This is a genomic window from Flavobacterium sp., from assembly GCF_043722275.1.
Lineage (GTDB): Bacteria > Bacteroidota > Bacteroidia > Flavobacteriales > Flavobacteriaceae > Flavobacterium.
The window spans coordinates 12,319-36,087 of the sequence record NZ_JAYSPC010000032.1; the positions used below are offsets into that span (position 1 = coordinate 12,319).

19 protein-coding genes are annotated in these 23,769 nt (G+C 34.3%); 5 read left to right on the forward strand and 14 right to left on the reverse strand.

Annotated elements, in window-relative coordinates:
- Positions 1-23 precede the first annotated feature (23 nt).
- Positions 24-1,004 carry a Gfo/Idh/MocA family protein gene (locus ACHZDT_RS04200; RefSeq protein WP_394773396.1) on the forward strand — a complete coding sequence of 327 codons (981 nt, stop codon included), beginning with the start codon at positions 24-26 and terminating at the stop codon, positions 1,002-1,004.
- Between the two features lie 25 nt (positions 1,005-1,029).
- Here ACHZDT_RS04200 and ACHZDT_RS04205 read toward each other — a convergent pair whose 3' ends face one another.
- The gene (locus ACHZDT_RS04205) at positions 1,030-2,220 is read right to left on the reverse strand and encodes an ankyrin repeat domain-containing protein (protein ID WP_394773397.1); all 1,191 of its coding nucleotides are present in this window, start codon (positions 2,218-2,220) and stop codon (positions 1,030-1,032) included.
- Positions 2,221-2,424: 204 nt separating this feature from the next.
- Between ACHZDT_RS04205 and ACHZDT_RS04210 the strand changes: the two genes are divergently transcribed.
- Entirely contained in the window at positions 2,425-3,960 is a 1,536-nt protein-coding gene (locus ACHZDT_RS04210; protein WP_394773398.1) for a YifB family Mg chelatase-like AAA ATPase, read from the forward strand.
- A gap of 424 nt (positions 3,961-4,384) precedes the next feature.
- Here the strand turns inward: ACHZDT_RS04210 and ACHZDT_RS04215 are convergent, their stop codons facing one another.
- From ACHZDT_RS04215 to ACHZDT_RS04245, 7 genes are all read right to left on the reverse strand, one after another.
- Complete coding sequence (locus ACHZDT_RS04215; RefSeq protein WP_394773399.1) at positions 4,385-5,071, reverse strand: GNAT family N-acetyltransferase; 687 nt, start codon at positions 5,069-5,071, stop codon at positions 4,385-4,387.
- A gap of 41 nt (positions 5,072-5,112) precedes the next feature.
- Positions 5,113-5,985 carry an alpha/beta hydrolase gene (locus ACHZDT_RS04220; RefSeq protein ID WP_394773400.1) on the reverse strand — a complete coding sequence of 291 codons (873 nt, stop codon included), beginning with the start codon at positions 5,983-5,985 and terminating at the stop codon, positions 5,113-5,115.
- A 170-nt stretch (positions 5,986-6,155) separates the two neighbouring features.
- Positions 6,156-6,719, reverse strand: coding sequence for an HD domain-containing protein (locus ACHZDT_RS04225; RefSeq protein ID WP_394773401.1), 564 nt, complete (start codon positions 6,717-6,719; stop codon positions 6,156-6,158).
- A gap of 135 nt (positions 6,720-6,854) precedes the next feature.
- Positions 6,855-7,355, reverse strand: a complete 501-nt coding sequence (locus ACHZDT_RS04230) for an SRPBCC domain-containing protein (protein WP_394773402.1) — start codon at positions 7,353-7,355, stop codon at positions 6,855-6,857.
- A gap of 51 nt (positions 7,356-7,406) precedes the next feature.
- Entirely contained in the window at positions 7,407-7,907 is a 501-nt protein-coding gene (locus tag ACHZDT_RS04235) for an SRPBCC domain-containing protein (RefSeq protein ID WP_394773403.1), read from the reverse strand.
- Positions 7,897-8,223, reverse strand: a complete 327-nt coding sequence (locus ACHZDT_RS04240; RefSeq protein ID WP_394773404.1) for an ArsR/SmtB family transcription factor — start codon at positions 8,221-8,223, stop codon at positions 7,897-7,899. Before ACHZDT_RS04240 ends, ACHZDT_RS04235 begins: the two co-directional genes overlap by 11 nt.
- Before the next feature lie 163 nt (positions 8,224-8,386).
- Positions 8,387-9,574, reverse strand: coding sequence for a hypothetical protein (locus ACHZDT_RS04245; RefSeq protein ID WP_394773405.1), 1,188 nt, complete (start codon positions 9,572-9,574; stop codon positions 8,387-8,389).
- Between the two features lie 478 nt (positions 9,575-10,052).
- On the opposite strand from ACHZDT_RS04245, the gene ACHZDT_RS04250 reads away from it, so the two are divergent.
- Together ACHZDT_RS04250 and ACHZDT_RS04255 are read left to right on the forward strand one after the other, a co-directional pair.
- A complete protein-coding gene (locus ACHZDT_RS04250) occupies positions 10,053-11,279 on the forward strand; it encodes an NAD(P)/FAD-dependent oxidoreductase (RefSeq protein ID WP_394773406.1) in 1,227 nt (408 codons plus the stop codon).
- A gap of 55 nt (positions 11,280-11,334) precedes the next feature.
- Positions 11,335-11,640, forward strand: a complete 306-nt coding sequence (locus ACHZDT_RS04255) for a hypothetical protein (protein ID WP_394773407.1) — start codon at positions 11,335-11,337, stop codon at positions 11,638-11,640.
- 260 nt (positions 11,641-11,900) lie between these two features.
- Here the strand turns inward: ACHZDT_RS04255 and ACHZDT_RS04260 are convergent, their stop codons facing one another.
- The 6 genes from ACHZDT_RS04260 to gltB form a co-directional block, all read right to left on the reverse strand.
- On the reverse strand, positions 11,901-12,299 hold the full coding sequence (locus ACHZDT_RS04260; RefSeq protein WP_394773408.1) for a helix-turn-helix domain-containing protein: 399 nt from the start codon (positions 12,297-12,299) through the stop codon (positions 11,901-11,903).
- A gap of 132 nt (positions 12,300-12,431) precedes the next feature.
- Entirely contained in the window at positions 12,432-12,803 is a 372-nt protein-coding gene (locus ACHZDT_RS04265; RefSeq protein WP_394773409.1) for a hypothetical protein, read from the reverse strand.
- 111 nt (positions 12,804-12,914) lie between these two features.
- A complete protein-coding gene (locus ACHZDT_RS04270) occupies positions 12,915-13,358 on the reverse strand; it encodes a hypothetical protein (protein WP_394773410.1) in 444 nt (147 codons plus the stop codon).
- Between the two features lie 555 nt (positions 13,359-13,913).
- Positions 13,914-15,137 carry a diaminopimelate decarboxylase gene (lysA, locus tag ACHZDT_RS04275; RefSeq protein WP_394773411.1) on the reverse strand — a complete coding sequence of 408 codons (1,224 nt, stop codon included), beginning with the start codon at positions 15,135-15,137 and terminating at the stop codon, positions 13,914-13,916.
- Positions 15,138-15,878: 741 nt separating this feature from the next.
- Positions 15,879-17,333: a glutamate synthase subunit beta gene (locus tag ACHZDT_RS04280; protein WP_394773412.1), complete on the reverse strand. Its 1,455-nt coding sequence runs from the start codon at positions 17,331-17,333 to the stop codon at positions 15,879-15,881.
- 122 nt (positions 17,334-17,455) lie between these two features.
- Positions 17,456-21,970: a glutamate synthase large subunit gene (gene gltB, locus ACHZDT_RS04285; RefSeq protein WP_394773413.1), complete on the reverse strand. Its 4,515-nt coding sequence runs from the start codon at positions 21,968-21,970 to the stop codon at positions 17,456-17,458.
- Between the two features lie 416 nt (positions 21,971-22,386).
- On the opposite strand from gltB, the gene sucC reads away from it, so the two are divergent.
- Entirely contained in the window at positions 22,387-23,580 is a 1,194-nt protein-coding gene (sucC, locus tag ACHZDT_RS04290; RefSeq protein WP_271335448.1) for an ADP-forming succinate--CoA ligase subunit beta, read from the forward strand.
- Positions 23,581-23,769: the final 189 nt, after the last annotated feature.

Sequence of the window (23,769 nt, forward strand, 5' to 3'; positions counted from 1 at the left end):
TTGATAAATAGTACTTACAGAATATGACGAAAAATACCAATAGAATAAAATGGGGAATTATTGGCTTAGGAAATATTGCAAATCAATTTGCTGCTGACTTATTGCTCTTGGAAGATGCGGAACTTTTTGCAGTTGCTTCAAGAGACAATAATAAGGCAATTGAATTTGGTAAAAAGTATAATTGCCAAAAAACATATGATTCATATGATGCATTATTTAATGACGATCAGGTTGATATTATTTACATTGCAACACCACATGATTCTCACGCCGAATTATCTATAAAAGCATTAGAAAATGGCAAACATGTTTTATGCGAAAAACCACTTGCATTGTCCTATAAAGATGCTGTCAGAATGATTAAAGCTTCAAAAAAGAATAATAAATTTTTTATGGAAGCTTTCTGGACGCGTTTTATTCCATCGTTTCAGGAAGTTTTTTCTAAAGTAAATCAGGGAATTATTGGTGATATAAAATATGTAAAAGCCGATTTTGCTTTTTATGCAAATGAATCAGAAGGAGGAAGGCTTTTTGATAAAAAACTTGGCGGAGGATCTTTATTTGATATCGGCGTTTATCCATTATTTCTGTCCTATATAATACTCGGAATTCCGAAAGAAATAATCGCAAAATCAATTTATCATAATAACGGAATCGATCTTCAGACATCCATGATTTTGCAATATGAAAATGCACAGGCAGTTTTGCATTCTTCAATAGTTTCTGAATCTGATATGAAAGCAACAATAAGCGGAACAAAAGGACATATTCAGCTTAATTCTCCGTGGTATATTGCCGATGGATATTCTGTTTCTATCGAAAATCAGGAAACTCAATTTAGTTTACCACATCTGGGAAAAGGATATACACATGAAGCAATTGAATGTCAAAATTGCATCAGAAATAATCAAATAGAAAGTCAGCTTTGGTCACACCAAAATAGTCTGGATTTGAGTAAAATTGTGGAGGATATAAAAAATCAAATCGGATTAAGTTTTTCTTAATCCGATTTAGAAATAAACATTGTAATTAATTAAGTAATTCAGCTATTTCATTCTGGTTCGTTAAAATCGCAAGAGAAAGCGCAGTATGTCCTTCTGCCGAAATTGATTTATCGGCATCATTTTCCAACAAAATTTTTACAACATCAATATGACCCATTTCGCAAGCTCGATGTAATGCCGTAAATCCTCTGTGATCTTGTAAATTTATTAAGCCACCGGATTTTATAAGTAAATTTAATTTCTCAATTTTATTAGATTGTACCGCATTCATTATAGGTGTTGCACCTTGATGTGTTCGTGCATTTGGGTCAGCTCCCAATTCAAGTAATTTTGCCATAGATTCGATACTTTCTGCTGCCATTGACCAATGTAAAGGCGCTAGTCCGTCTCCGGCTAAAGCATTTAAATTTACCCCTTTTTTAAATTGTTCTTCAATTTCTTGTAAATCTCCCTGAGCAACTGCAATATGAAGCAATGAATGTGATCGCAAAGGCGAATTTGCAACGGGTAAAAATTGATCATCAAATACACCTAATTGAGCCATATTTCCATAAGTTGAAAATGCCCAATAACTGGCACCTTTTGTATCATTTTCAAATTCAAAAGGTAAAAGAGCAGGAACTATTTCCTCAATCGAATGGCTGATTAAAATAAAGTTAAGAATTGCTTTTGTAAATTCCGGACTTTCATCTTCTGTAAATTCTCCCGTAATTGTTTCTACTATAAGTTCATTTTCTTTTTGAGTGGTTTTTGCAATTACTAAAACTTCCCGTAACCAACTGCGAACAAAAATCAGAAATTCTCCATCAAAATAAACAGCCCATTTATGCTCCATTGTATTGGGCGTAAATAAAACTCCCGGATAAAGAATTTTATCGGTTTTAAATGAAATATTTGCAGCGATCGTTTTTTCATTTACTGGTCTTTCTCCTAAGAAAGAAGTACCATTTTCACTACCATAAGAAATTGCATTTACAGCCATTATTTGATTTTGAGAAGTAGAAATCATTGTAAGTGTAAAAGGGCGTAAATCTAAAATCCTGCGTCCCCACGGATTTTCGGCTGCTTCAATCCATGATAATTTTATTTCATCAGATATTATTTCCTCTTCTTTTTCTTCTTTCTGTTTTGCGTATTGTTCAACTTTCTGCTCAATTTTTTGTTCAACTATCTGTTCAACTTTATTTTTTCCGAAAAGATTTCTTAAAAATGACATTTTTTTTGGGTGTTGGTTTTTATAAAGGCGTATGTTTAAAAAACTAATATAGCAATTAAATTGTAATGAGCATTGTGTAAAATTTATATTAAATTATTTTTATCTGAAAATATCGCTTTTTAATAATGTAATAAAATATTTACAAAATAGACAGGTTTTACGTATTAATTAGATACTTTTACTTTTTTCAATAATGATCAGAATATGTTAGTAAAAGTTTACGGAAGTGCTGTTTTTGGAGTGGAAGCTACTACAATTACGGTAGAAGTTCATATGGATAAAGGGATTGGTTATCATTTAGTTGGATTGCCGGATAGTGCCATAAAAGAAAGCAGTTTTAGGATTGCTGCGGCTTTAAAAAACAACGGATTAAGTTTGCCCGGGAAAAGAATTACTATAAATATGGCGCCCGCCGACTTACGAAAAGAAGGTTCTGCGTACGATTTGCCTCTTGCAATGGGAATTTTAGTTGGTTCAGATCAAATAAAAGCGCCCAATATTGAGGATTATATTATTATGGGTGAACTTTCGCTTGACGGAAGTTTACAACCTATTCGTGGCGCATTACCCATTGCCATAAAAGCAAAAGAGGAAGGTTATAAAGGTTTTTTTCTTCCAATTCAAAACGTAAAAGAAGCCGCTATTGTTGCAGGATTAAATGTTTATGGCGTTGAAAATGTTCAGGATGTAATTAACTTTTTTGCCGGAAAAGGAAATCTTGAACCTACCATTATTGATACAAGAGCCGAGTTTTATAAAACATTGGATTTTCCCGAATTCGATTTCTCAGATGTTCGCGGGCAGGAAAGTATAAAACGTTGTATGGAAATCGCTGCTGCCGGAGGCCATAATATTATTTTAATAGGTCCGCCGGGAGCAGGAAAAACCATGCTTGCCAAACGTTTACCGAGTATTTTACCGCCAATGACTTTGCGAGAAGCATTAGAAACAACTAAAATTCATAGCGTTGCAGGAAAATTAAAAGAAGTAGGATTAATGAATCAGCGTCCGTTTCGTAGTCCACATCATACTATTTCGAATGTTGCGCTCGTTGGCGGAGGAAGTTATCCACAGCCGGGCGAAATTTCGATGGCGCATAATGGCGTTTTGTTTCTCGACGAATTGCCGGAATTTAAACGTGATGTTTTAGAAGTAATGCGTCAGCCGCTTGAAGATCGCGAAGTCACTATTTCGCGCGCAAAATTCACCGTGACTTATCCATCATCATTTATGCTCGTGGCAAGTATGAACCCAAGTCCGAGTGGTTTTTTTAATGATCCAAGTATGCCAAATACTTCTTCTCCGCACGAAATGCAGCGTTATTTAAGTAAGATTTCGGGACCTTTATTAGATCGAATTGATATTCATATTGAAGTTACGCCGGTTCCTTTTGAAAAACTATCAGACGATCGAAAGGCCGAAAGCAGTGTAGAAATTAGAAAACGAGTTACAGCAGCACGCGAAATTCAGACCGCACGATTTGAAGAAATGGAAAACATACATTACAACGCGCAAATGAGCAGTAAATTAATCAGGGAATATTGCGCGCTCGACGATCAGTCAAAAGAATTATTAAAAATGGCAATGGAACGATTGAATCTTTCGGCGCGAGCTTATGACAGAATCCTAAAAGTAGCCAGAACAATTGCCGATTTAGACGCTGCGCCAACAGTAATTTCGCAACATATCGCCGAAGCTATTCAGTACCGAAGTTTAGATCGCGACGGCTGGTTGGGGTAAAATTTTAGATTTTAGATTGAAGATTTGCTCAGTATTGTCATTCCGAGGAACGAGGAATCTCATTTGCTGAGTCGACAAAGATTGTCGATTTTACAAAGTGCCCCCAATTTTGTCATTCCGAGGAACGAGGAATCTCCGCAAGTAACTCTACAAAGTTTGGAATTTCACAAAGTGACCCCAATCTTCATTCCGATTTCTATAAAAAAAACAAATCTTTTTTATAAGGATTTGGTTTTATTTCTCGCAGATTTTGCAGATTGAGTAGATTTTTATTTTGAAAGACTGTCATTCCGGGGAACGAGGAATCTCATTTGCTGAGTCGACAAAGATTGTCGATTATTGGCGCGGAGCTACTTGATGAGATTGCTTCGCCAGTTCGCTGTCGCTCGTGTCCTCGTTCCTCGGATGGCAAACCTAGTGAAGTTTACTGATTTTTTGAAATATTCCAAAGGCTTATTTTTCTTCTTGTCACAAAACCTAGCTTTTCATATAAGCCAATTGCGCCAATATTACTTTCGACTACGTGCAAATAAGGCGTTTTGTTCTGACTAAAAATAGTATTGACACAATGTGTAATTAATTGTTTGGCGTAACCTTTTCCCGTATGATCCGGATGAGTTACAATAGCGCTGACTTCGGTAAAGTTGTTCATTTTCATGCGTTCACCAGTAATTGCAACTAATTGATTGTCTTTAAAAATACCATAATAATCACCTAATAAAGGAGTTTTAGTTTTAAAATATCCTGGCTGAACTAAATTTACCAAATCACATAATTCAGTATTATGTTCTTCAGTAAGTTTAGTAATTTCAGTAGTTATAGGTTGGTCAATTTTATCGTAAATAATCATTTGAAGACAAACCAATTCCTTTACAATTTTTAGCGAATCAGGTATTTCAGGTTTTTCTCCAATGATGAAAAAACTTTCAGCCAATGCAGCATATTCATTTATAGCAGTTATAGTACTTTCAGGTTTTAAAACTCCTCCAAAAGGGCAATAATCCGGATTGTAAAATTTGGTTCCGTTATAATCAATAGCAAATCCGGAATGAGTTTCTGACAAAGAATTCCAGGTTGGATTGTCTAGTTTATTTTCGTCTGCACTTTTCATAATGAGATAATTTGTATTTTGATAATCTTAAAATTCCTTATTTATTTTTTCTCTTGAATTGGATAAAAGAACTTAAAAGAATTTGAAGTCGCAGGATGCAAAATTGTGCCATGATTTTCCTGAGGTAAATAATCAAAATACACTTTTATATTTTTACTTTTTGTTGCTTTGATTTTTTCGGCTAATAAATTTGCGTCAACTTCCATTACTCTCGGAATTTCCGTAGGCGTAGGTCCTTCTTTACCAACAGCAATATAAATTTCGGTTTTTTGATTAAAATTTTCCTGAAAAATAGCACTATCCTGATTTAATATAGAGCCATTATTCCACCAAATACTTGGGCTCACAATCACATATTTATTAAAAAGAGTTGGTTTCTTTAATAGAATTTCGGTTTCTAATAATCCGCCTAAAGATTGTCCTATAATAGTTTTAGAATCATTTGTATGGTATTTTTTATCAATAAAAGGCTGTAATTCTTTTTCGATAAAAGCAATAAATTTATCCGAATGTCCTGAAGTTGCAAAACGTTTTTGATCCTTTTCGATAGTTGTAGGAAACGTAAAATCCCTTCTTCGATCCACCGTTGCAATTCCTACCACGATAGATTTAGGAACCTGATTGATCCATTCAAAACTATTAAATTGTACCAAACCCGCAATATGAATAAAATCTTCATTAGCTGATCCGTCTAATAAATAAATTACAGGATATTTAGTCGCATCTTCTTGTTTGTAACCTTCAGGAAGATAAATGTTCAGGATTCGGTTTTCTCCCAATTCGTTCGATTGCAATTCATCAATCACGCCTAATATAAAAGGTTTGCTTGTCTCTGTAATTTTTGATTTATTGGCTTGACCAAAAATTAAAGTTGAAGTAAATAATAAGAAAGCAAGGATGATAATTTTATTCATTTTGTGGTATTTATGAATCATGTAAAATATATAACACATAGAAACATAGATTTTAATTTATAATTAGAAAGTTAAACAGAAATACATTTTTTACACATAGTTATTATGCGAATCTATTTTAGGATATATTCTAATTTAAGTTTAGCCTATTTTATGTAATTATGGATTATCTAATTTTGATTATGAGAAGTTATGCAGTATTCTAAATAGGCGATTATTTTTTCCTGAAGTCTTTTCTCTAAAAATTCGTTACTTCCTTTTAATGCATTCAGTATTTGAACAGCTTCTTTTTGGTATTCCTTAATTTTTTCTACGCCCCAAAGTTGTGGCGGCGTTTGTAAATTCGTTATTCGGTCGGCTAATTTTACAGCCCAGACTTCTTTTGATAATTGTTTGATTCGATTCAAACTATCGCTCATTCTGTTTTCTTTTTTAATTTCAGCATTTTTTGTCAATGCTAAAACTGCTTCGGCAATTTCCGGGCTAAATTCCTGAGAAAGTTCCTCAAATGTAGTTTTAGTATCTTCTAAAATATCATGAAGTAAAGCCACCTGAACAGCAAATTGAGTATTGAATTCTTTTGTATTTTGCGAAGCAACTAAAATTTCCATTGCTACATTGCTTAAATGCACAACGTAAGGTAAATTAGTTCCGGGAAGTACCTGATTGATATCTGCGTGTCTTTTTGCGGCGAATTTTATTGCTTTTTGATATAGCGTTTGTATGTCAGTCATAATATTTGTTCAGGAATTTTTAATTTTCGGCTTATAATAATCTTCAGATTACAGAAAATATTTTCTCTTATACGAAAATACAAAAAAAATCCCGCTTCGATTAAAACGGGATCCCATAGCTTAAAATAAAACAGATTATTTTCCTGAAGCAAATACTTCGTCTAAACCTTCCAGGGCAATTGTAAAACCTTCTTTGAAACCCATATCGATTATTTTTTCAAGATCTGATAAGTTTTCATGTTTAATGGCAATATCCACAATTGTCGAATTACCTTGTTCCGAAAAATTGATATCCCAATTAGAACGGGGGAAATCGTTACTTAAATTTCCTTCACGATCGCAAAATGCATCAAGATATTTAAAATTAGTTTTTGGCGTAATCGAAGTAAAATCGGCAATAGCCCAATGTTCTTCGCCTTGAGGTCCCACCATTGCGTAAAGTCTTTGACCACCTTGTTTAAATTCCATACTTTTTGTTTTGGATTTCCAGGGTGATGGCGCCCACCATTGATCCAGTATTTCCGCTTCTGTCCAAGCCGACCAAACGTTGGCGAGCGATGCGTTGAATTCACGTTTTACATTTACCGTGCTTGTTTCTTTGTCTACAGTAAAATTCATTAAAAGATTAGATTTCATTTTCTTTACATTTTTAGATTATTATTACCTGATTAGGTGGATTTAAAAGTTTTATTTTTGAGCTTCAAACAATTTATCCAAGCCTTGCATAGCAGTTGTAAAGCCATCTTTGAAACCCATTTCGATTACTTTTTCCAGTTCGGCTAAGCTATTGCGTTTAATTGCAATATCTACGATTGTTAAATCTCCATGTTCCGAGAAAGTTACATCCCAGTAAGAACTTCCTAAATTGGAAACTGGATTTGATTCAGAATCACAAAAAGTTGAGGTGTGTTTGAAGTTTGTTTTTGGAGAAATTGAAGTATATTCAAAAAAACTCCAGCCTTCCTGATTCTCGGGACCAACCATTGCATACAATCGTCGTCCGCCTTCTTTAAATTCCATACTTTTTGTTACAGATTTCCATGGAGCCGGTGCCCACCATTGATCCAGTATTTCAGCTTCTGTCCAAGCCGACCAAACATTGTCAAGCGATGCATTGAATTCACGTTTTACATTTACTGTATTATTTTCCTTGTCTACAGTAAAATTCATTAAAAGATTAGATTTCATTTTCTTTAGATTTTAGATTCATTAATACCTGATCGAGTTGGCTAAAACGGCTTTCCCAAATTTCCTTAAACTGTTCCAGCCATTTATCAACCTCTTTCATTTTGTCTATTTTGAGTTGATAATAAATTTCTCTTCCCACCTTTTTTTCGTCTAACAATTCACATTCATTAAGAATTTTAATGTGTTTTGAAACTGCTTGTCTTGTTGTATTAAATTGCTCGGCAATCGCATTTGGCGTTAAAGCATTAGTAGCAACTAAAACTAAAATCGCCCTGCGTGTTGGGTCAGCAATTGCCTGAAAAATATCTCGTTTCATTTGTGATTTATTTAAATGCGCAACTAATCAGTTGCAAATATACGTAACAAGTTAGTATTGAGCAATTTTTATGTAATATTTTTTATAAATGACAGATTTTACTAAAAAATTAAAGGCACACTATTGTGCGCCTTTAATTGTATAATTTAAGTTTAAATATCGTTTAGCCTCTAAATTTATTCCTGACAATAATATCTTTAAGTCTTGCTTTTAAATCCTCGCCGGTATCAAAAACCATTTGCTCATTGTTTGGGAAAGGTACGGCGCGTTTGTTAAAATACGTCATATAATTATCTTCGCAAGCACTTCTGTCGCCTTTGTAAGTCGAATAAATATTTTCGAAAATAAATTCGCTCGTTACCGGAAACGATTGCAGCAATTGGTTTGTTTTTACATCAATGTAATCCACTTTTGCAGTAACCTGACAAGATTTAAATTGCCTGAATTCATAAATATTTGCGCGAAGAGTTCTGTAATTATCCACTTTTATTTCCTTGCCCAAAGTATCTTTTACAGGTCTTCCACGGCTGTCTAAAAGTGTTTTTACACCATCTTTTACTTGTCTTTCTTTGATGAATTCCTTCTCTTTAATTTGTTCCGGAGAAATAATAATCTGTCTGAAATTGATAATCAGGCTATAATCGTACGTAACATTTTTTTGTCTTAAACTATGATAAACCGTCCATTTATCGTTTAATCCGTAGGTTTTAAAATCTAACAAATCATCCTGAAGCTGTTTCGGAATCACCATATTTGTTTCGTTTTTAGCATAAACATCCACAAAATCAGTTCCTTTAAACTGCGCATCGTCCATTAGTTTTTTTGTGTTTTTATAACCCGGATTTATACTTTCCAGATAGAAAAAATCATCATATGCTTTTCTGAAATCCAGTTTATTATTCGATTTTAAAAGTGCCGAAGCATTTTCATATAAATATTTTGACAGCGCATTTTTACTGCTCACAAGCTGATCTGAATAATTATCAAATGCAAACGAAGCATTTTTTCCCTGCTTCAATAAAGGCAACGGCAATAGCGGACGTATTTTTTCCTGACGATTATTAAGCTGCAAATAAGTATTATAAATACGTTCAGAGTTAGCAACGTTAGCTTCTTTTATCATCAAATCAAGATTGCGCAAATCCCTGTCTTTCGCTTTTGCAAAAGCCTCTTCCAGCAAATACACATAATCCTGTTTCCCTTTTGAGTCTTTTTTAGTTTTCAATGCTTCAACAGCGCGATCGATTGCTCCGTCATAATTTCCGTCGCTTAACAACGATTGTGTAGTTTTTACGCCACATGACGAAAAGGTTAATAATAATATAGAAACCAATAAAGTAATTTTTTGCATAGCTATTGCTTTTAAAGCTGTAAATATATCTGTTTTTTATATGAATTCAGATAACGTAAATTTAAATTTTTGGAGCAGCAATTTTTATTTTCAAAAGAACATTTGTCCCGCTTTCGCCTTAATCTCTCCATTTCATTGCGAGGATATCAGCTCTATCGGGGCTAGATTAGAAAATTTAGTTTTTTATTAGAAATTTTAGTAAAACGTATTAAGATCATTTATAAAAACAAATAATTGGCTTTATATTCATTAATAAAAAAATGAACGTAAAGCTAATGTCAAAGGAAATCGTAGAGGCGCACAGCAGTGCGTCTCAGGTATAAATTTTCTTGAAAGCAGCAAATTTTCGTACATTTTAAATTTTTGGGAATATTACATTTATAAATTTTTAAAATTAATAAATGAATGAATAATTTTACAATTTAGATTATTGTATCTTTATTTTGTGACAAATATTATCGTAATTATCTTATAGAAAATGAAAAAACAATTATTAATTATCGGTGGCGGATTTGCAGGTTTTTGGAGTGCTTTAAGTGCCGTTCGACAAAGTCAGGAATTAAAAAAAGAAGATGAATTAGAAGTTACCGTAGTAAATATCAATGAATATTTAACCATTCGTCCGCGATTATACGAGGTTTCTCTAGAAGGATTGAGAGTTGGACTGAATAAATATTTCAAACCATTAAACATCAAACTTATCATTGGTAAAGCCGAAATAATAAATCCTGAAAAAAACCTTGTAACAGTTGCAACGGAAAACGGATCAAGAATGTTGACTTATGATTACTTGATTTTATCATCAGGAAGTGTTTTAAAGGCGATAAACATTCCGGGAATTGAAAAAACTTTTAATGTAGATACTTTTAATGGCGCTAAAAAATTAGAAGATCATTTAAAACAATTAGCCAGAAAAAACTTTACCGGCGATGGCGCTACGACTTTTGTAATTGCAGGAAGCGGATTAACAGGACTTGAAGTGGCTACGGTAATCAAGGAAAAAGCAAATAAGATATTAGTTGATCATGCGCAAAAACCAATTGATTTTAAAGTTGTACTTATAGAAAAGGCACAAAAAGTAGGGAATTATTATTCAACCGAAGCACAGGATTATGTCATAGAAACATTAAACGCAAAAGATATAATGGTAATTACAGGAGTTACTTTAGACGGAGTTTCTTTAAAAGGCGCCAAGTTAAGTGACGGTCAATTTATAGCATCACAAACAGTTATTTCAACAGTTGGATTAGTTGCAAGTTCGCTTTCTTCGTTTTTTAAATGCGAAAAAGACAAACAAGGGCGTTTGCATGTCAACGAATATCTTCAACTTAAGGAACATGATAATGTATTGGCTGCTGGCGATGTTGCAAATGTTCCCGTTGATGATAAAGGAAATAGTTCAATTATGGCGTGTCAGTTTTCAATGTTTTTGGGCAAATGGGCAGGATATAATGCGGTTAACGGTTTATTTGGTCAAGCTTTAAAACCGTACAATTATACAGATTATGTGACTTGTGTAGATCTTGGTCAGCAAGACGGAATGGTAACGACAGGTTGGGAACGTACATTACTTTCAAGCGGAATTGAAGGAAAAACAATAAAAATGGAAGTCACTACAAAACTAATTTATCCGGCAGACGATGTTCAAACCGCACTTGAAGATTCATTTCCTGAAGTGCCAAATGTGAGCCAAAGTGCCGTTTAATATCAACCTGTTTTTTATGAAATTCACTAAATAATTAAAACACAAATACAATCTAATGGATTTAAATGAATTAACAAAAAAAGTGGTAATGGTTTCTGATCAGTATGAAAAAAACTGTAATATCAAAAGAGACGAAGATTGGTATCTTTTAAAACTCCATGAAGAAATGGGAGAATTAACGCAAAATTATCTTTCGTATACATCCAGAGGAAGAGATAGAAATCAGACTAAGGAAGAATTAAAAAAGAATATCGCGAATGAAGTGGCTGATGTTCTTGGACAAATTTTATTATTCGCAAATTATCATAATATTGATATTGAGAAATCTATGGAAGATAAATGGTTTAAATACTTAAAATAGATTTTTATTTTAGATTTCTATTGACCTAGAGTTGCACATTATATCATTTTTATAAATATCTATTTATCGTAGAAATGTACATCTTATAATAAACTTTTATTTTGCATTTCTATTAATCGTAGAGACGCACATCTTACCAATATATTTTTTACATTTCTATTAATCGTAGAGGCGCACAGCAGTGCGTCTAACACACAGCAAAAAAAATACGCAAAAATCTTTTGCGCATTTTCTATAAGAAATTCTCTTTCGGGGAAATATTATTTTTCTTTTAGTAATTTTTCTAAATATTCTATTTTTTCTTTTTCAAGCTGAACTAAACGCTCGTAAAGTTCCACTACTTTATCAATTGGATTAAAAGTACAATTATAATTAGGACCATTTACCTGATTATGATTAGCACTATGATCGTAAAAGTTATTATAATAACTAAAAACAGTTTCTTCTGAAAAATTTTCAATTGCATCAATTGTAACGCCAAGAACCTTTGCTATTTCTTTCAGCTTTTTAGTTTCAACTTCCTCACTTCCTTCAATATTAGTAAAAGATTGTGGGCTTATTCCAATAGCGTCTGCAAGCGCTTCTTGTTTCATTCCGCGAAGTTCTCTCATTCGGCTGATATTTCTGCCAATGTGTTTACGTTTAGTTGCTGTGCTCATAATTCAAAGGTATTTTAAATTCTTTAAAATAGAGATCGGTAAAAAACACGTTTTTTTGGTGCGATACTATTTTGGTTGGTTATTGTGAATTATAAATAGTATTTTTTATGATTTTAAGCGTAAATTCCGATATTAAATTTTAGAATTAATTTTCCATTTTATCTGGTAAACAATTTCCCAAAGCAAAATAGAAAATACTGCATTTGCCATAATTGCCGTTTTGATGCCATAAGGATCTAAGTTAGAAAACAAATGCAAATCGCCAAACTTCATTGCTGAAAACAACGCCAAAGCTGCAATTGCAATTGAAGAAACGATGTTTAATAAAACGTTCCATTTTAGTGCAAAAAAAGCATAAATAATATTTAATACAGCAAAACCGCAACCTAAAGTTTTAAACGGATCAGTTGATAATCTTTCCGCCAACGAAAGTAAAGCGGAAGTCGAAGAAAGATATAGAAAAAATAGTATAGAATAAAAAAGGATTCGGATTTGAGGTTTCATTAGATTATTTTTTTTTGCAAAGTTACTTAAAAGAATGAAACGGAGTTTTAGAATATTGTTTTGATTATTGTTGTTTTGCAAAGTTGGAATCTTGCAAAAAAATAGTTTTACTTACTGCAAAAGCGTTTCTATTTTAGTTTCCGATTTTTCTTTGATGGTGCTTTCAGGACGTAAACTCCAGATTACAAGAAATTTCCCTTTTGCAAGATATTCTTCCGGATGTTCGTCTGTTGGCTGACCGTCTTTTCCCCACAATAATCCTTGCAGAAACCTGTCGCCTTTGAATGTATGTTCAAATTCAAAATACATTATAGATCCACGATCCGTTTTGCTTTTAAAACTCTGAATAGCCTTATTCTTCACCGTTCCAACAATTGTACTGTAGGTTTCAATATCAGTATAAAAATTGCAAGCCTGAACAGTCACACAAATATTACCGTCGTTTAAAGTGTAGGTTTTAGGAATTTCTTTCGGTTTCAGTTTTAAATCAGCGATTGTCTGACTGAACATATTGGTAGTAAGTAATAAAAATAATAGGGAAATCGTAATTTTCATGGAGTTTGGTTTATTGGGAATTGAATTTACCGAGCTAAAATAATATTTTTATTTGAATTTAATTAAAGTTCATTTTCAAGAAAGGGTAAGATTAATTTGTATGCTAGCGCGAGCGTCCCAGTCGTGACAGTTCCAAATTTTTTAATTTCAGATTTGGCTATAGCTTGCGTTCACGAACGGGACGCTCGCGCTAGCAAGACAAAAGATATAGCCGAAAGCCCGACCCGGAGGGAGACGCCCAAAATATTAAAATTCCAATTATTAGAGTTTAGTAAACCCGACAGGTTTTTAAAACCTGTCGGGTTTGTTACATCAAATAGATTCAGTTGCAAGATCATGAGAAAAAATCCGTTTTAATCCGGGTTTTTGGGAAGCAAATCCGTGTCATCCGCGTTCAATATTGGCGATTTGCTTTACGCTGTGATAAACTTTGCGTGGGCTTCGACTCCGCTCAGCCTGACAAACGTTTGCAAATCTAGAATCGAAGTCTATAAACAAAAAAATCCCGCCTCAATTAAGAAACGGGATTAAATAAATATTCTCTTTTTTTTTATTTTAAACTGTTGCTGCAATTTCTTGTGGCAACGGAATTTGATTTTTAAGCAAATCTTCGAATGTCTCGTGTTGGCGAATTAAGATTCCTTTTCCATCCATCCATAAAACTTCGGCTGGTTTGTATCTTGAATTGTAGTTCGATGCCATAGAGAAACAATAAGCTCCGGCGTTTCTGAAAGCTAAAATATCACCTTCAGTAATTTCCGAAATTCTGCGGTTATTGGCAAATGTATCAGTCTCGCAAATGTATCCTACTACAGAGTAAAAACGCTCTTTTCCTTTTGGGTTTGAGATGTTTTCGATATAATGTTGTGAACCATAAAACATTGGACGAATTAAGTGATTGAAACCACTATCGACTCCAGCAAAAACTGTTGAAGTTGTTTGTTTTACTACGTTTACTTTTGCTAAGAAGAAACCTGCTTCACTCACCAGAAATTTCCCTGGTTCGAAAATCAAGGTTAAATCTCTACCATATTCAGCACAGAATGAGTTGAATCTTTTTGATAATTTTTTACCTAATTCTTCAATATCAGTTTCGATATCGTCTTTTTTGTACGGAACTTTGAATCCGCTTCCGAAATCTAAGAATTCTAGATCTTTGAAGTGTTTTGCCGTATCGAATAAGATTTCAGCAGCATACAAGAATACTTCGATATCAAGAATGTCAGATCCTGTGTGCATGTGAATTCCCACGATGCTCATTTTTGTGTTCTCTACAATTCGCAATATATGCGGAATTTGGTGAACAGAAATTCCGAATTTACTATCGATATGTCCTACCGAAATATTTGCATTTCCTCCCGCCATTACGTGCGGATTAATACGAATACATACAGGAATTTGTGGATATTTTGTTCCGAATTGCTCCAGAATAGATAAGTTATCAATATTGATTTGTACACCCATTGCGGCAACTTCTTCGATTTCTTCAAGAGAAACTCCGTTTGGTGTAAAAAAGATTTTTTCAGGTTCATAGCCAGCATGAAGTCCTAACAAAACTTCTTGAATTGATACAGTATCTAATCCAGACCCCATGTTCTTTAATAACTGAAGAATCGCAACGTTTGACAATGCCTTCATGGCGTAATTAACTCTTAAGTTTTCTACCTTCGAGAAAGCTTTAGTTAATCTATTGTACTGAGATTGTATTTTTTCGGCATCATAAACATATAATGGACTTCCAAATTGGTCTGCTAACTGCAGTAAATCTTTTGCTTGCATTTTTTAAACTATTTTGAGCAAAGTTATTACACTTTTGAGTAACAGCAAATTTTTTGTAGAAAAATAACAAATTGTAACAAATTGTTTGTTTTTAAACAAAAAGTGCTTTATTTCGGATTTTTATAAAATCCTCTTTAGGTTCTAAGTTGCTGAGATACTAAGTTACTAAGTTTTAGGCACAGATCAATTAAATGCTTAATTTTTTTATCCGCAAATTTCACAAATTAAATGGAATATAATAAAAGTCAAAAGAATTCGTGAAAATTTGTGGAATTCATGGCAAAAAAGAAATCCTTTACTCTGTGAAATCTGTGGCATAAAAAGCATCTAAGATTTTAAATAATTTTTTGAAGCATCACAATTGGCATTTTAATAAACATAGTTCCCGCTTTCGGCTTTATCTCTCCGTTTCACTTCGAGGATATCGCCTCAATCGGGGCTAAATCCAAACAATTTTTTTTAAAGTTACTAAAGTTCTGAGTTACTAAGTTTTTGGTACAGATTAAAAAGATTAGCACAGATTTATACTGCTTTTCTGTCACGAATTTCACGAATTTTCACAAATTATTTTTAGAAAATGAAAAGCAAAGTATGTAAAAATAATTTGTGAAATTCGTGGCAAAGAAAAATCATTTTAATCTCTAAAATCTGTGGCATAAAAAAAGTCGCTAAGGATTCCAAATATAAAAACTTAGAACCTTAGCGTCTTAGTATCTTAGTCCCGAAGCCTCGGGATAAAAATTATAGACTCGGTAAATCTCCGTTTCCTTTGGTTGGCAAGTTGGTAGATCCCATTAAGAACAAATCTACTTCTCTTGCTGCTTCACGACCTTCTGAAATTGCCCATACAATTAAGGATTGTCCTCTACGCATATCACCAGCAGTGAAAATGTGCGGAACATTCGTTTGATAATTTTTTGCTTTATAGTTGCTTCTCATATCTAGTTCAAGACCTAATTGCTCGCTTAAAGTTTTCTCCGGACCTGTAAATCCTAAAGCCAATAAAGCCAAATCGCAAGGCCAGATTTTCTCTGAACCTTCTTTTTCGATTAATTCAGGACGTTGACCAGGAGTCATTTTCCATTGAACTTCAACAGTTTTTAATCCTGTTAATTCTCCTTTACTGTTAGAAATAAATTCTTTAGTATTAATTAACCAGTTTCTGTCGCAGCCTTCTTCATGTGAAGATGAAGTTTTCAATTGCAACGGCCAGAAAGGCCACGGCGTAGATTCGCTTCTTCCAACCGGAGGTTTTGGTAAAATCTCAAAGTTAGTAACTGATTTTGCTCCGTGTCGGTTTGAAGTTCCAACGCAGTCAGAACCTGTATCTCCACCACCAATTACTATTACATCTTTTCCTGTTGCCTTAACTTGGTCTGGAATTGATTCTCCGTATAAAACTTTAGTTTGTTGCGTAAGGAAATCCATTGCCTGAACAACGCCTTTGCTTTCGATTCCTTTCGTTGGCAAACTTCTTCTTTCTGTTGCTCCACCGCACAATACGATAGAATCAAAAGCATTTAGTTCTTCAATGCTAAAATTAACACCAACATTTACATTGGTTTTAAAAGTGATTCCTTCCGCTTCAAGGATTAAAACACGTCTGTCGATGATTCCTTTTTCAAGTTTGAAATTCGGAATTCCGTAACGTAATAAACCTCCAATAGCATTGTCTCTTTCAAAAACAGTTACCGTGTGTCCGGCTCTGTTTAATTGTTGAGCTGCTGCTAAACCTGCAGGACCTGAACCAATAACGGCTACAGTTTTTCCTGTTCTGGTTTTTGGCGGTTGTGGTTTTATCCAGCCTTCGTCAAAACCTCTTTCGATGATGTTTTTCTCGATGTTTTCGATCGCAACGGGTTCTTTTATGATTCCTAATACACATGATTTCTCACATGGAGCAGGGCATAAGCGACCTGTAAATTCCGGAAAGTTATTAGTTGATTGTAAAATCTCTAAGGCACTTTGCCATTCTTCCTGATGCACCATGTCGTTAAAATCAGGAATTAAATTTCCTAACGGACATGCACTGTGGCAAAAAGGAATCCCACAATCCATACATCTTGAACCTTGTTCTTTTTTCTTATCTTCTGACAACGGAATAGTAAATTCGTTGTAGTTCGATACACGTACTGCAACTGCAACATTACTTTCGTCGGCTCTGTTATATTCTTTAAATCCGCCTATTTTACCCATGACATTTTAATTAATTCCAATTTCTTTAAATTCCAAATTCCAATCCTTCGACTTCGCTCAGGAAGACATTGACATTTTTATTGCCATTGAAATTGAAATTTGATTTTTGAAATTGATTTTTATTAAGCTATTAATTCTTCTATTTTTTTCTCTTCTGCAATTCGTTGTAATGCTTTTTTGTAATCAGTTGGCATTACTTTTACGAAATGGTTTTGTTCATTTTCCCAGTCTGCTAAAATTCGTTTTGCTAATGGACTGTTGGTGTACAAAGAGTGATTTTTGATTAATTTTCCCAATTTCGTCACATCTTCTTCTTCGATAGGATCAAAAGCAACCATTTCCATGTTGCATAATGTTGCATCAAATTGTTGTTTCGGATCATAAACATAAGCAACACCACCGCTCATACCAGCTGCGAAGTTTCTTCCTGTTTTTCCTAAAACAACCACTGTACCACCGGTCATGTACTCGCATCCGTGATCTCCAATTCCTTCCACAACCGCAGTTGCTCCGGAATTTCTCACACAAAAACGCTCACCGGCCATTCCATTAATATAAGCCTCTCCGGTAATAGCTCCGTAAAGGGCAACGTTCCCAATAATGATATTTTCTTCAGGTTTGAAAGTTGCAGTAGGAGGGACTTTGATAATCAATTTTCCTCCGGATAATCCTTTTCCTAAATAATCATTACAGTTTCCGTGAATTTTAAACGACAATCCGTTTGTTGCAAAAGCACCAAAACTTTGTCCGGCAGAACCTTCAAAATCAACTAAAATAGTATCTTCGGGTAAACCTTGTGCGCCATATATTTTTGAGATTTCATTACTCAAAATGGCACCTACCGAACGGTCTGTATTTTTAATTTTAAACGTAACTCTTGTTTTTTCTTTTCTATAAATAGAAGGAATCGCTTCTTTAATAATCGCGAAATCTAATACGTTTTCTAAGTTATGATCTTGTTCAGTTGTATTGTGATTTGGAACTGTTTTTGCTTTCTCCGGTTTGTATAGAATCGATGATAGATCTAAACCATTGGCTTTGTAATGTTTGATCGCTTTATTCACATTTAATTTTTGTGACTGACCCACCATTTCTTTTAAAGTTCTAAAACCTAATTGTGCCATGATTCCTCTCAACTCTTCGGCAATAAAATACATGAAGTTGATGACGTGCTCCGGAGTTCCTTTGAAATTTTTTCTCAATTCAGGATCCTGAGTTGCAATACCAACAGGGCAAGTATTTAAGTGACAAGCTCTCATCATAATACATCCCGAAGCAACAAGCGGTGCAGTAGCAAAACCAAATTCTTCGGCTCCTAATAATGCAGCGATAGCAACGTCACGACCAGTTTTTAATTGTCCGTCACATTCCAGAACCACACGGCTTCTTAAATCATTTAAGATCAAAGTTTGTTGTGCTTCGGCTAAGCCAAGTTCCCACGGAATTCCTGTATGTTGTAACGATGTTAATGGCGCAGCACCAGTTCCTCCGTCATAACCTGAAATCAGGATAACGTCAGCTTTTGCTTTGGCAACACCGGCAGCGATGGTTCCAACTCCAACTTCAGAAACTAACTTAACATTGATTCTTGCTTCACGATTGGCATTTTTTAAGTCGAAAATCAACTGAGACAAATCTTCAATAGAATAAATATCGTGGTGAGGCGGAGGCGAAATCAAACCTACATAAGGAGTTGAATTTCTAACTTCTGCAATCCACGGCACTACTTTTTCTCCGGGTAATTGTCCGCCTTCTCCAGGTTTTGCACCTTGAGCCATTTTAATCTGAATCTCTTTAGCGTTTGTCAAATAGTTGATCGAAACACCAAAACGTCCCGAAGCAACTTGTTTGATTGCACTGTTTCTTGAATCTCCGTTGATTTCTTTCTGGAAACGTTTAGGATCTTCTCCACCTTCTCCGGAATTACTTTTTCCGCCAATTCTGTTCATGGCAATTGCTAAATTCTCGTGTGCTTCTCTACTGATTGATCCGTAAGACATTGCACCCGTTTTGAATTTTTTTACAATCTCAGTCCACGGTTCTACTTCGTCAATAGAAATTGGATCTAAATTGTTGAATTCAAATAAACCTCTAATAGTCATTAAGTTTGAGCTTTGCTCATTGACCATATCTGAGTATTCTTTATAACTTTCAGGACTGTTCAAACGAACTGCCTGTTGTAATTTTGAAATCGTAGTTGGGTTAAACATGTGTTTCTCGCCACCACGTCTCCATCTGTAAATTCCTCCAATTTCTAAAGACAATAAACTTGCAATTTTAGAATTTGGAAATGCTTTTTGGAAACGTTTTTTAACCTCTTTCTCCACTTCCATCAAACCAATTCCTTCGATTCTTGAAGGTGTAAATGGGAAGTATTTATTTGTAAAAGTTTTATTTAATCCTAAAATCTCGAAAATTTGAGCAGCTCTATACGAATGTAAAGTCGAGATACCAATTTTGTTCATGATTTTAAGAATACCTTTTGCGATTGCTTTATTATAATTTACAATTGCATAATCGGCTTTTATTCCTGTAATATGTCCTTGATTTACCTGATCGTGAATGATCTCGTTTACCATGTATGGATTGATCGCACTTGCGCCGTATCCAAACAATAATGCAAAATGATGAGGTTCACGAGGTTCTGCAGATTCGATTATGATTCCGAATTTTGAACGAACCTGTAAAATATTCAAAGAGTGGTGAATGTAAGAACAAGCCAATAACATAGGTATTGGAGCTAATTCTTCGCTTACGCCTCTGTCTGATAAAATGATGATATTACATCCTTCAGAAACGGCTTTGAATGTTGCCTGAACACATTTTTCAAGAGCGCGCTCTAAACCGTTAACTCCTTTTTCTATTTTATATAAAGTAGAAATTGTAGCCGATTTAAAATCCGGGTGATCAATGTTTCTTATTTTATCTAAATCCTCATTTGAAATTACAGGATTCTGGATTTTTAGTTTTTTACATTGTTTCGATTCAATTTCAAAAATATTGAAATCTCCCCCAATTGCTAAACTGATATCGGTAATAATTTCTTCACGAATACCATCCAAAGGCGGATTGGTAACCTGAGCAAATAATTGTTTGAAATAGTTGTACAACAATTGAGGCTGATCTGATAAAACTGCCAATGGCGTATCGTTACCCATAGAACTAATGGCTTCTGCGCCCTGAGCTCCCATTGGGTTAATGATTGTTTTTAAATCTTCGATTGTATAACCAAATAATTTTTGTCTTGTCACGAAATCAAGTTTCTCAACAGGAGTTGGATTATTTGTATATGGAATTTTAGATAATGGTAACAAATTAGCATCAATCCATTCCTTGTACGGACGTTTTGTTACAATTGCTTTTTTAATTTCATCATCTTCAATAATACGGCCTTCATTCATATCAACAAGGAACATTTTTCCCGGCTCTAAACGACCATGCTGAATTACATCTTCCGGTTCAATATCAAGGACACCAATTTCTGATGACATGATTACGAAACCACTTTTTGTTAAAGTATAGCGCGAAGGACGCAATCCGTTACGGTCTAAAAGCGCACCAATTACGTTACCATCTGTAAACGGAATCGAAGCCGGACCATCCCAAGGTTCCATGATACAAGCGTTGAATTCATAGAATGCTTTCTTTTCTTCGCTCATAGTTTGGTGTTTTTCCCAAGCTTCAGGAACCACCATCATCATCGCTTCAGGCAATGAACGACCTGTCATTAATAAAAGTTCAACCACCATATCCATCGAAGCAGAATCTGATTTTCCTTCTAAGATAATTGGGAATAACTTTTTGATATCATTTCCGAAAACTTTGCTTTCCATCAATTCTTCACGAGCACGCATACGGCTCACGTTTCCACGAAGTGTATTGATTTCACCATTATGACACATGTATCTAAATGGCTGTGCTAACTCCCATGAAGGGAAAGTATTTGTAGAGAAACGCTGGTGAACTAACGCCAGACGAGTCACTAAATCGGGATCTTTTAAGTCAACATAATAACGGCTGATGTCTTCCGGCATCAATAGACCTTTATATATTATGGTAGTTGTCGATAAACTAGAGAAATAAAACATATGGCTTTCAGAGGTTTTAGATCCTCTTACGGCATGTTCAGCAATTTTTCTAGCTGCAAAAAGTTTTGCATTAAATTCTTGTTCAGTTAAATCCTGACCGTTTTTGCTAACAAAAACCTGTTTAACTGTTGGTTCTTTTTCTGCGGCAATCTGCCCTAAATTTTCAGCTTCAACAGGTACATCTCTCCAACCAAGGATCTTTAAATTCTGATCCTTAATAGTCGATTCAAAAGCGTTGATACAAAAAGAAACCTGGTTTTTGCTTTTTGGTAAAAAAACCATTCCTACTGCATACTCACGCGTTTCAGGGATTTCAAAATCGCATACTTTTTTAAAAAAAGCATGCGGGATGTCGAATAAAATTCCAGCTCCGTCTCCAGTTCTTCCATCAGAACTAACGGCACCACGATGTTCCAATTTTATTAAGATATCCAATGCTTTGTGAATAATATCATTTGATTTAATACCATTCAAATTACAAATAAATCCTGCACCACAATTGTCGTGTTCAAATTCAGGCAAATAAAGCCCTTGTTCTTTAACTTTCATTCTTGATATTTTTTCTACAAAAATAGAGATTTCGTTAAACATAATGTATTGAAATTGTAATTTGGCTTTCATTTTTGTTGTAATATTATAAAAACGGTTCTTAAATGATAATAATTTCATAGAAAGCATTGCAAAATGATGAAATCACAATATGTTTTGAATTATATTAGCTAAAGTCCTTTCTGAGCTATTGAAATCATTGGGATTTTTGTTAAATTTCAAACGAAATAGTGTTTTTTAGTTAACAATTTGCACGCAATAGTTTAACGATTACTTTTCTTTAAAATATAATAATGCGGGAATATCTGAAGCACTTATTTTTTAATTGAAAAAGATTTTACTTTTAAGTTGAATTTTGCTACTTTTGTCGCCACTTTTATTCTGAAATAAATTCAGAACCAGACAAATTCTATATTATGAACATACACGAATATCAAGGAAAAGAAATTTTAGCGAGTTACGGAGTACGCATTCAACGCGGAATTGTGGCTAACAATGCAGTTGAAGCTGTGGCTGCTGCAAAACAATTAACTGCCGAGACTGGTACAGGATGGCACGTAATAAAAGCACAAATTCACGCAGGTGGTCGTGGAAAAGGTGGTGGAGTTAAACTAGCTAAAAACTTGCAACAAGTTGAAGAAATTGCTGAACAAATCATCGGAATGCAATTGATTACACCTCAAACTTCTGCTGAAGGTAAAAAAGTAAACAAAATTTTAGTAGCAGAAGATGTTTACTATCCTGGTGAAAGTGAAACTTCTGAATTTTATGTTTCTGTTTTATTGAATAGAGCAACTGGTCGTAACATGATTATGTATTCTACTGAAGGTGGAATGGATATTGAAGAAGTTGCTGAACACACTCCTCATTTAATTTTTACTGAAGAAGTTGATCCTTCTGTTGGATTACAAGGTTTTCAGGCAAGAAGAATTGCTTTTAACTTAGGTCTTTCTGGAAATGCTTTCAAGGAAATGGTGAAATTCATCGATTCATTATACAATGCTTACATTGGTTCTGATGCTTCTATGTTTGAAATCAACCCGGTTTTGAAAACTTCTGATAACAAAATTATGGCTGTTGATGCTAAAGTAAATATCGATGATAATGCTTTATACAGACAACCAAAATATGCTGAGATGCGTGATATCCGTGAGGAGAATCCAATCGAAGTTGAAGCTAAAGAAGTAGGATTGAACTACGTAGATCTTGACGGTACCGTAGGATGTATGGTAAACGGAGCAGGTCTTGCAATGGCAACTATGGATTTAATTAAATATGCTGGTTTTGAGCCTGCTAACTTCTTAGACGTTGGAGGAACTGCTGATGCAAAACGTGTTGAAACTGCTTTCCGTATTATCTTAAAAGATCCAAACGTAAAAGCAATTTTGATCAATATTTTTGGTGGAATCGTTCGTTGTGACCGTGTGGCGCAAGGAGTTGTTGACGCTTACAAAAATATGGGTGATGCTATTAAAGTGCCAATTATCGTTCGTTTGCAAGGAACAAATGCTGAGATTGCAAAAGAATTAATTGACAATTCAGGTATGCCAATTTTATCAGCTACTCAATTTCAAGAAGCTGCTGATCAAGTTAAAGCTGCACTTTCTTAATCAAACAAGAAATCAATTATATAGAAAATCCCTCCGAATATTCGGAGGGATTTTTTTTGGAGTCATTTTAACCGTTGAGAATTTAACCGCAAAGTCCGCAAAGCTTTTTATTAAAGGATGTTATATAAAAACGCATAAAAAGCGCAAGATCGCAAAGCTTTGTGTTGAATCAGCTTTGCGATCTTGCGC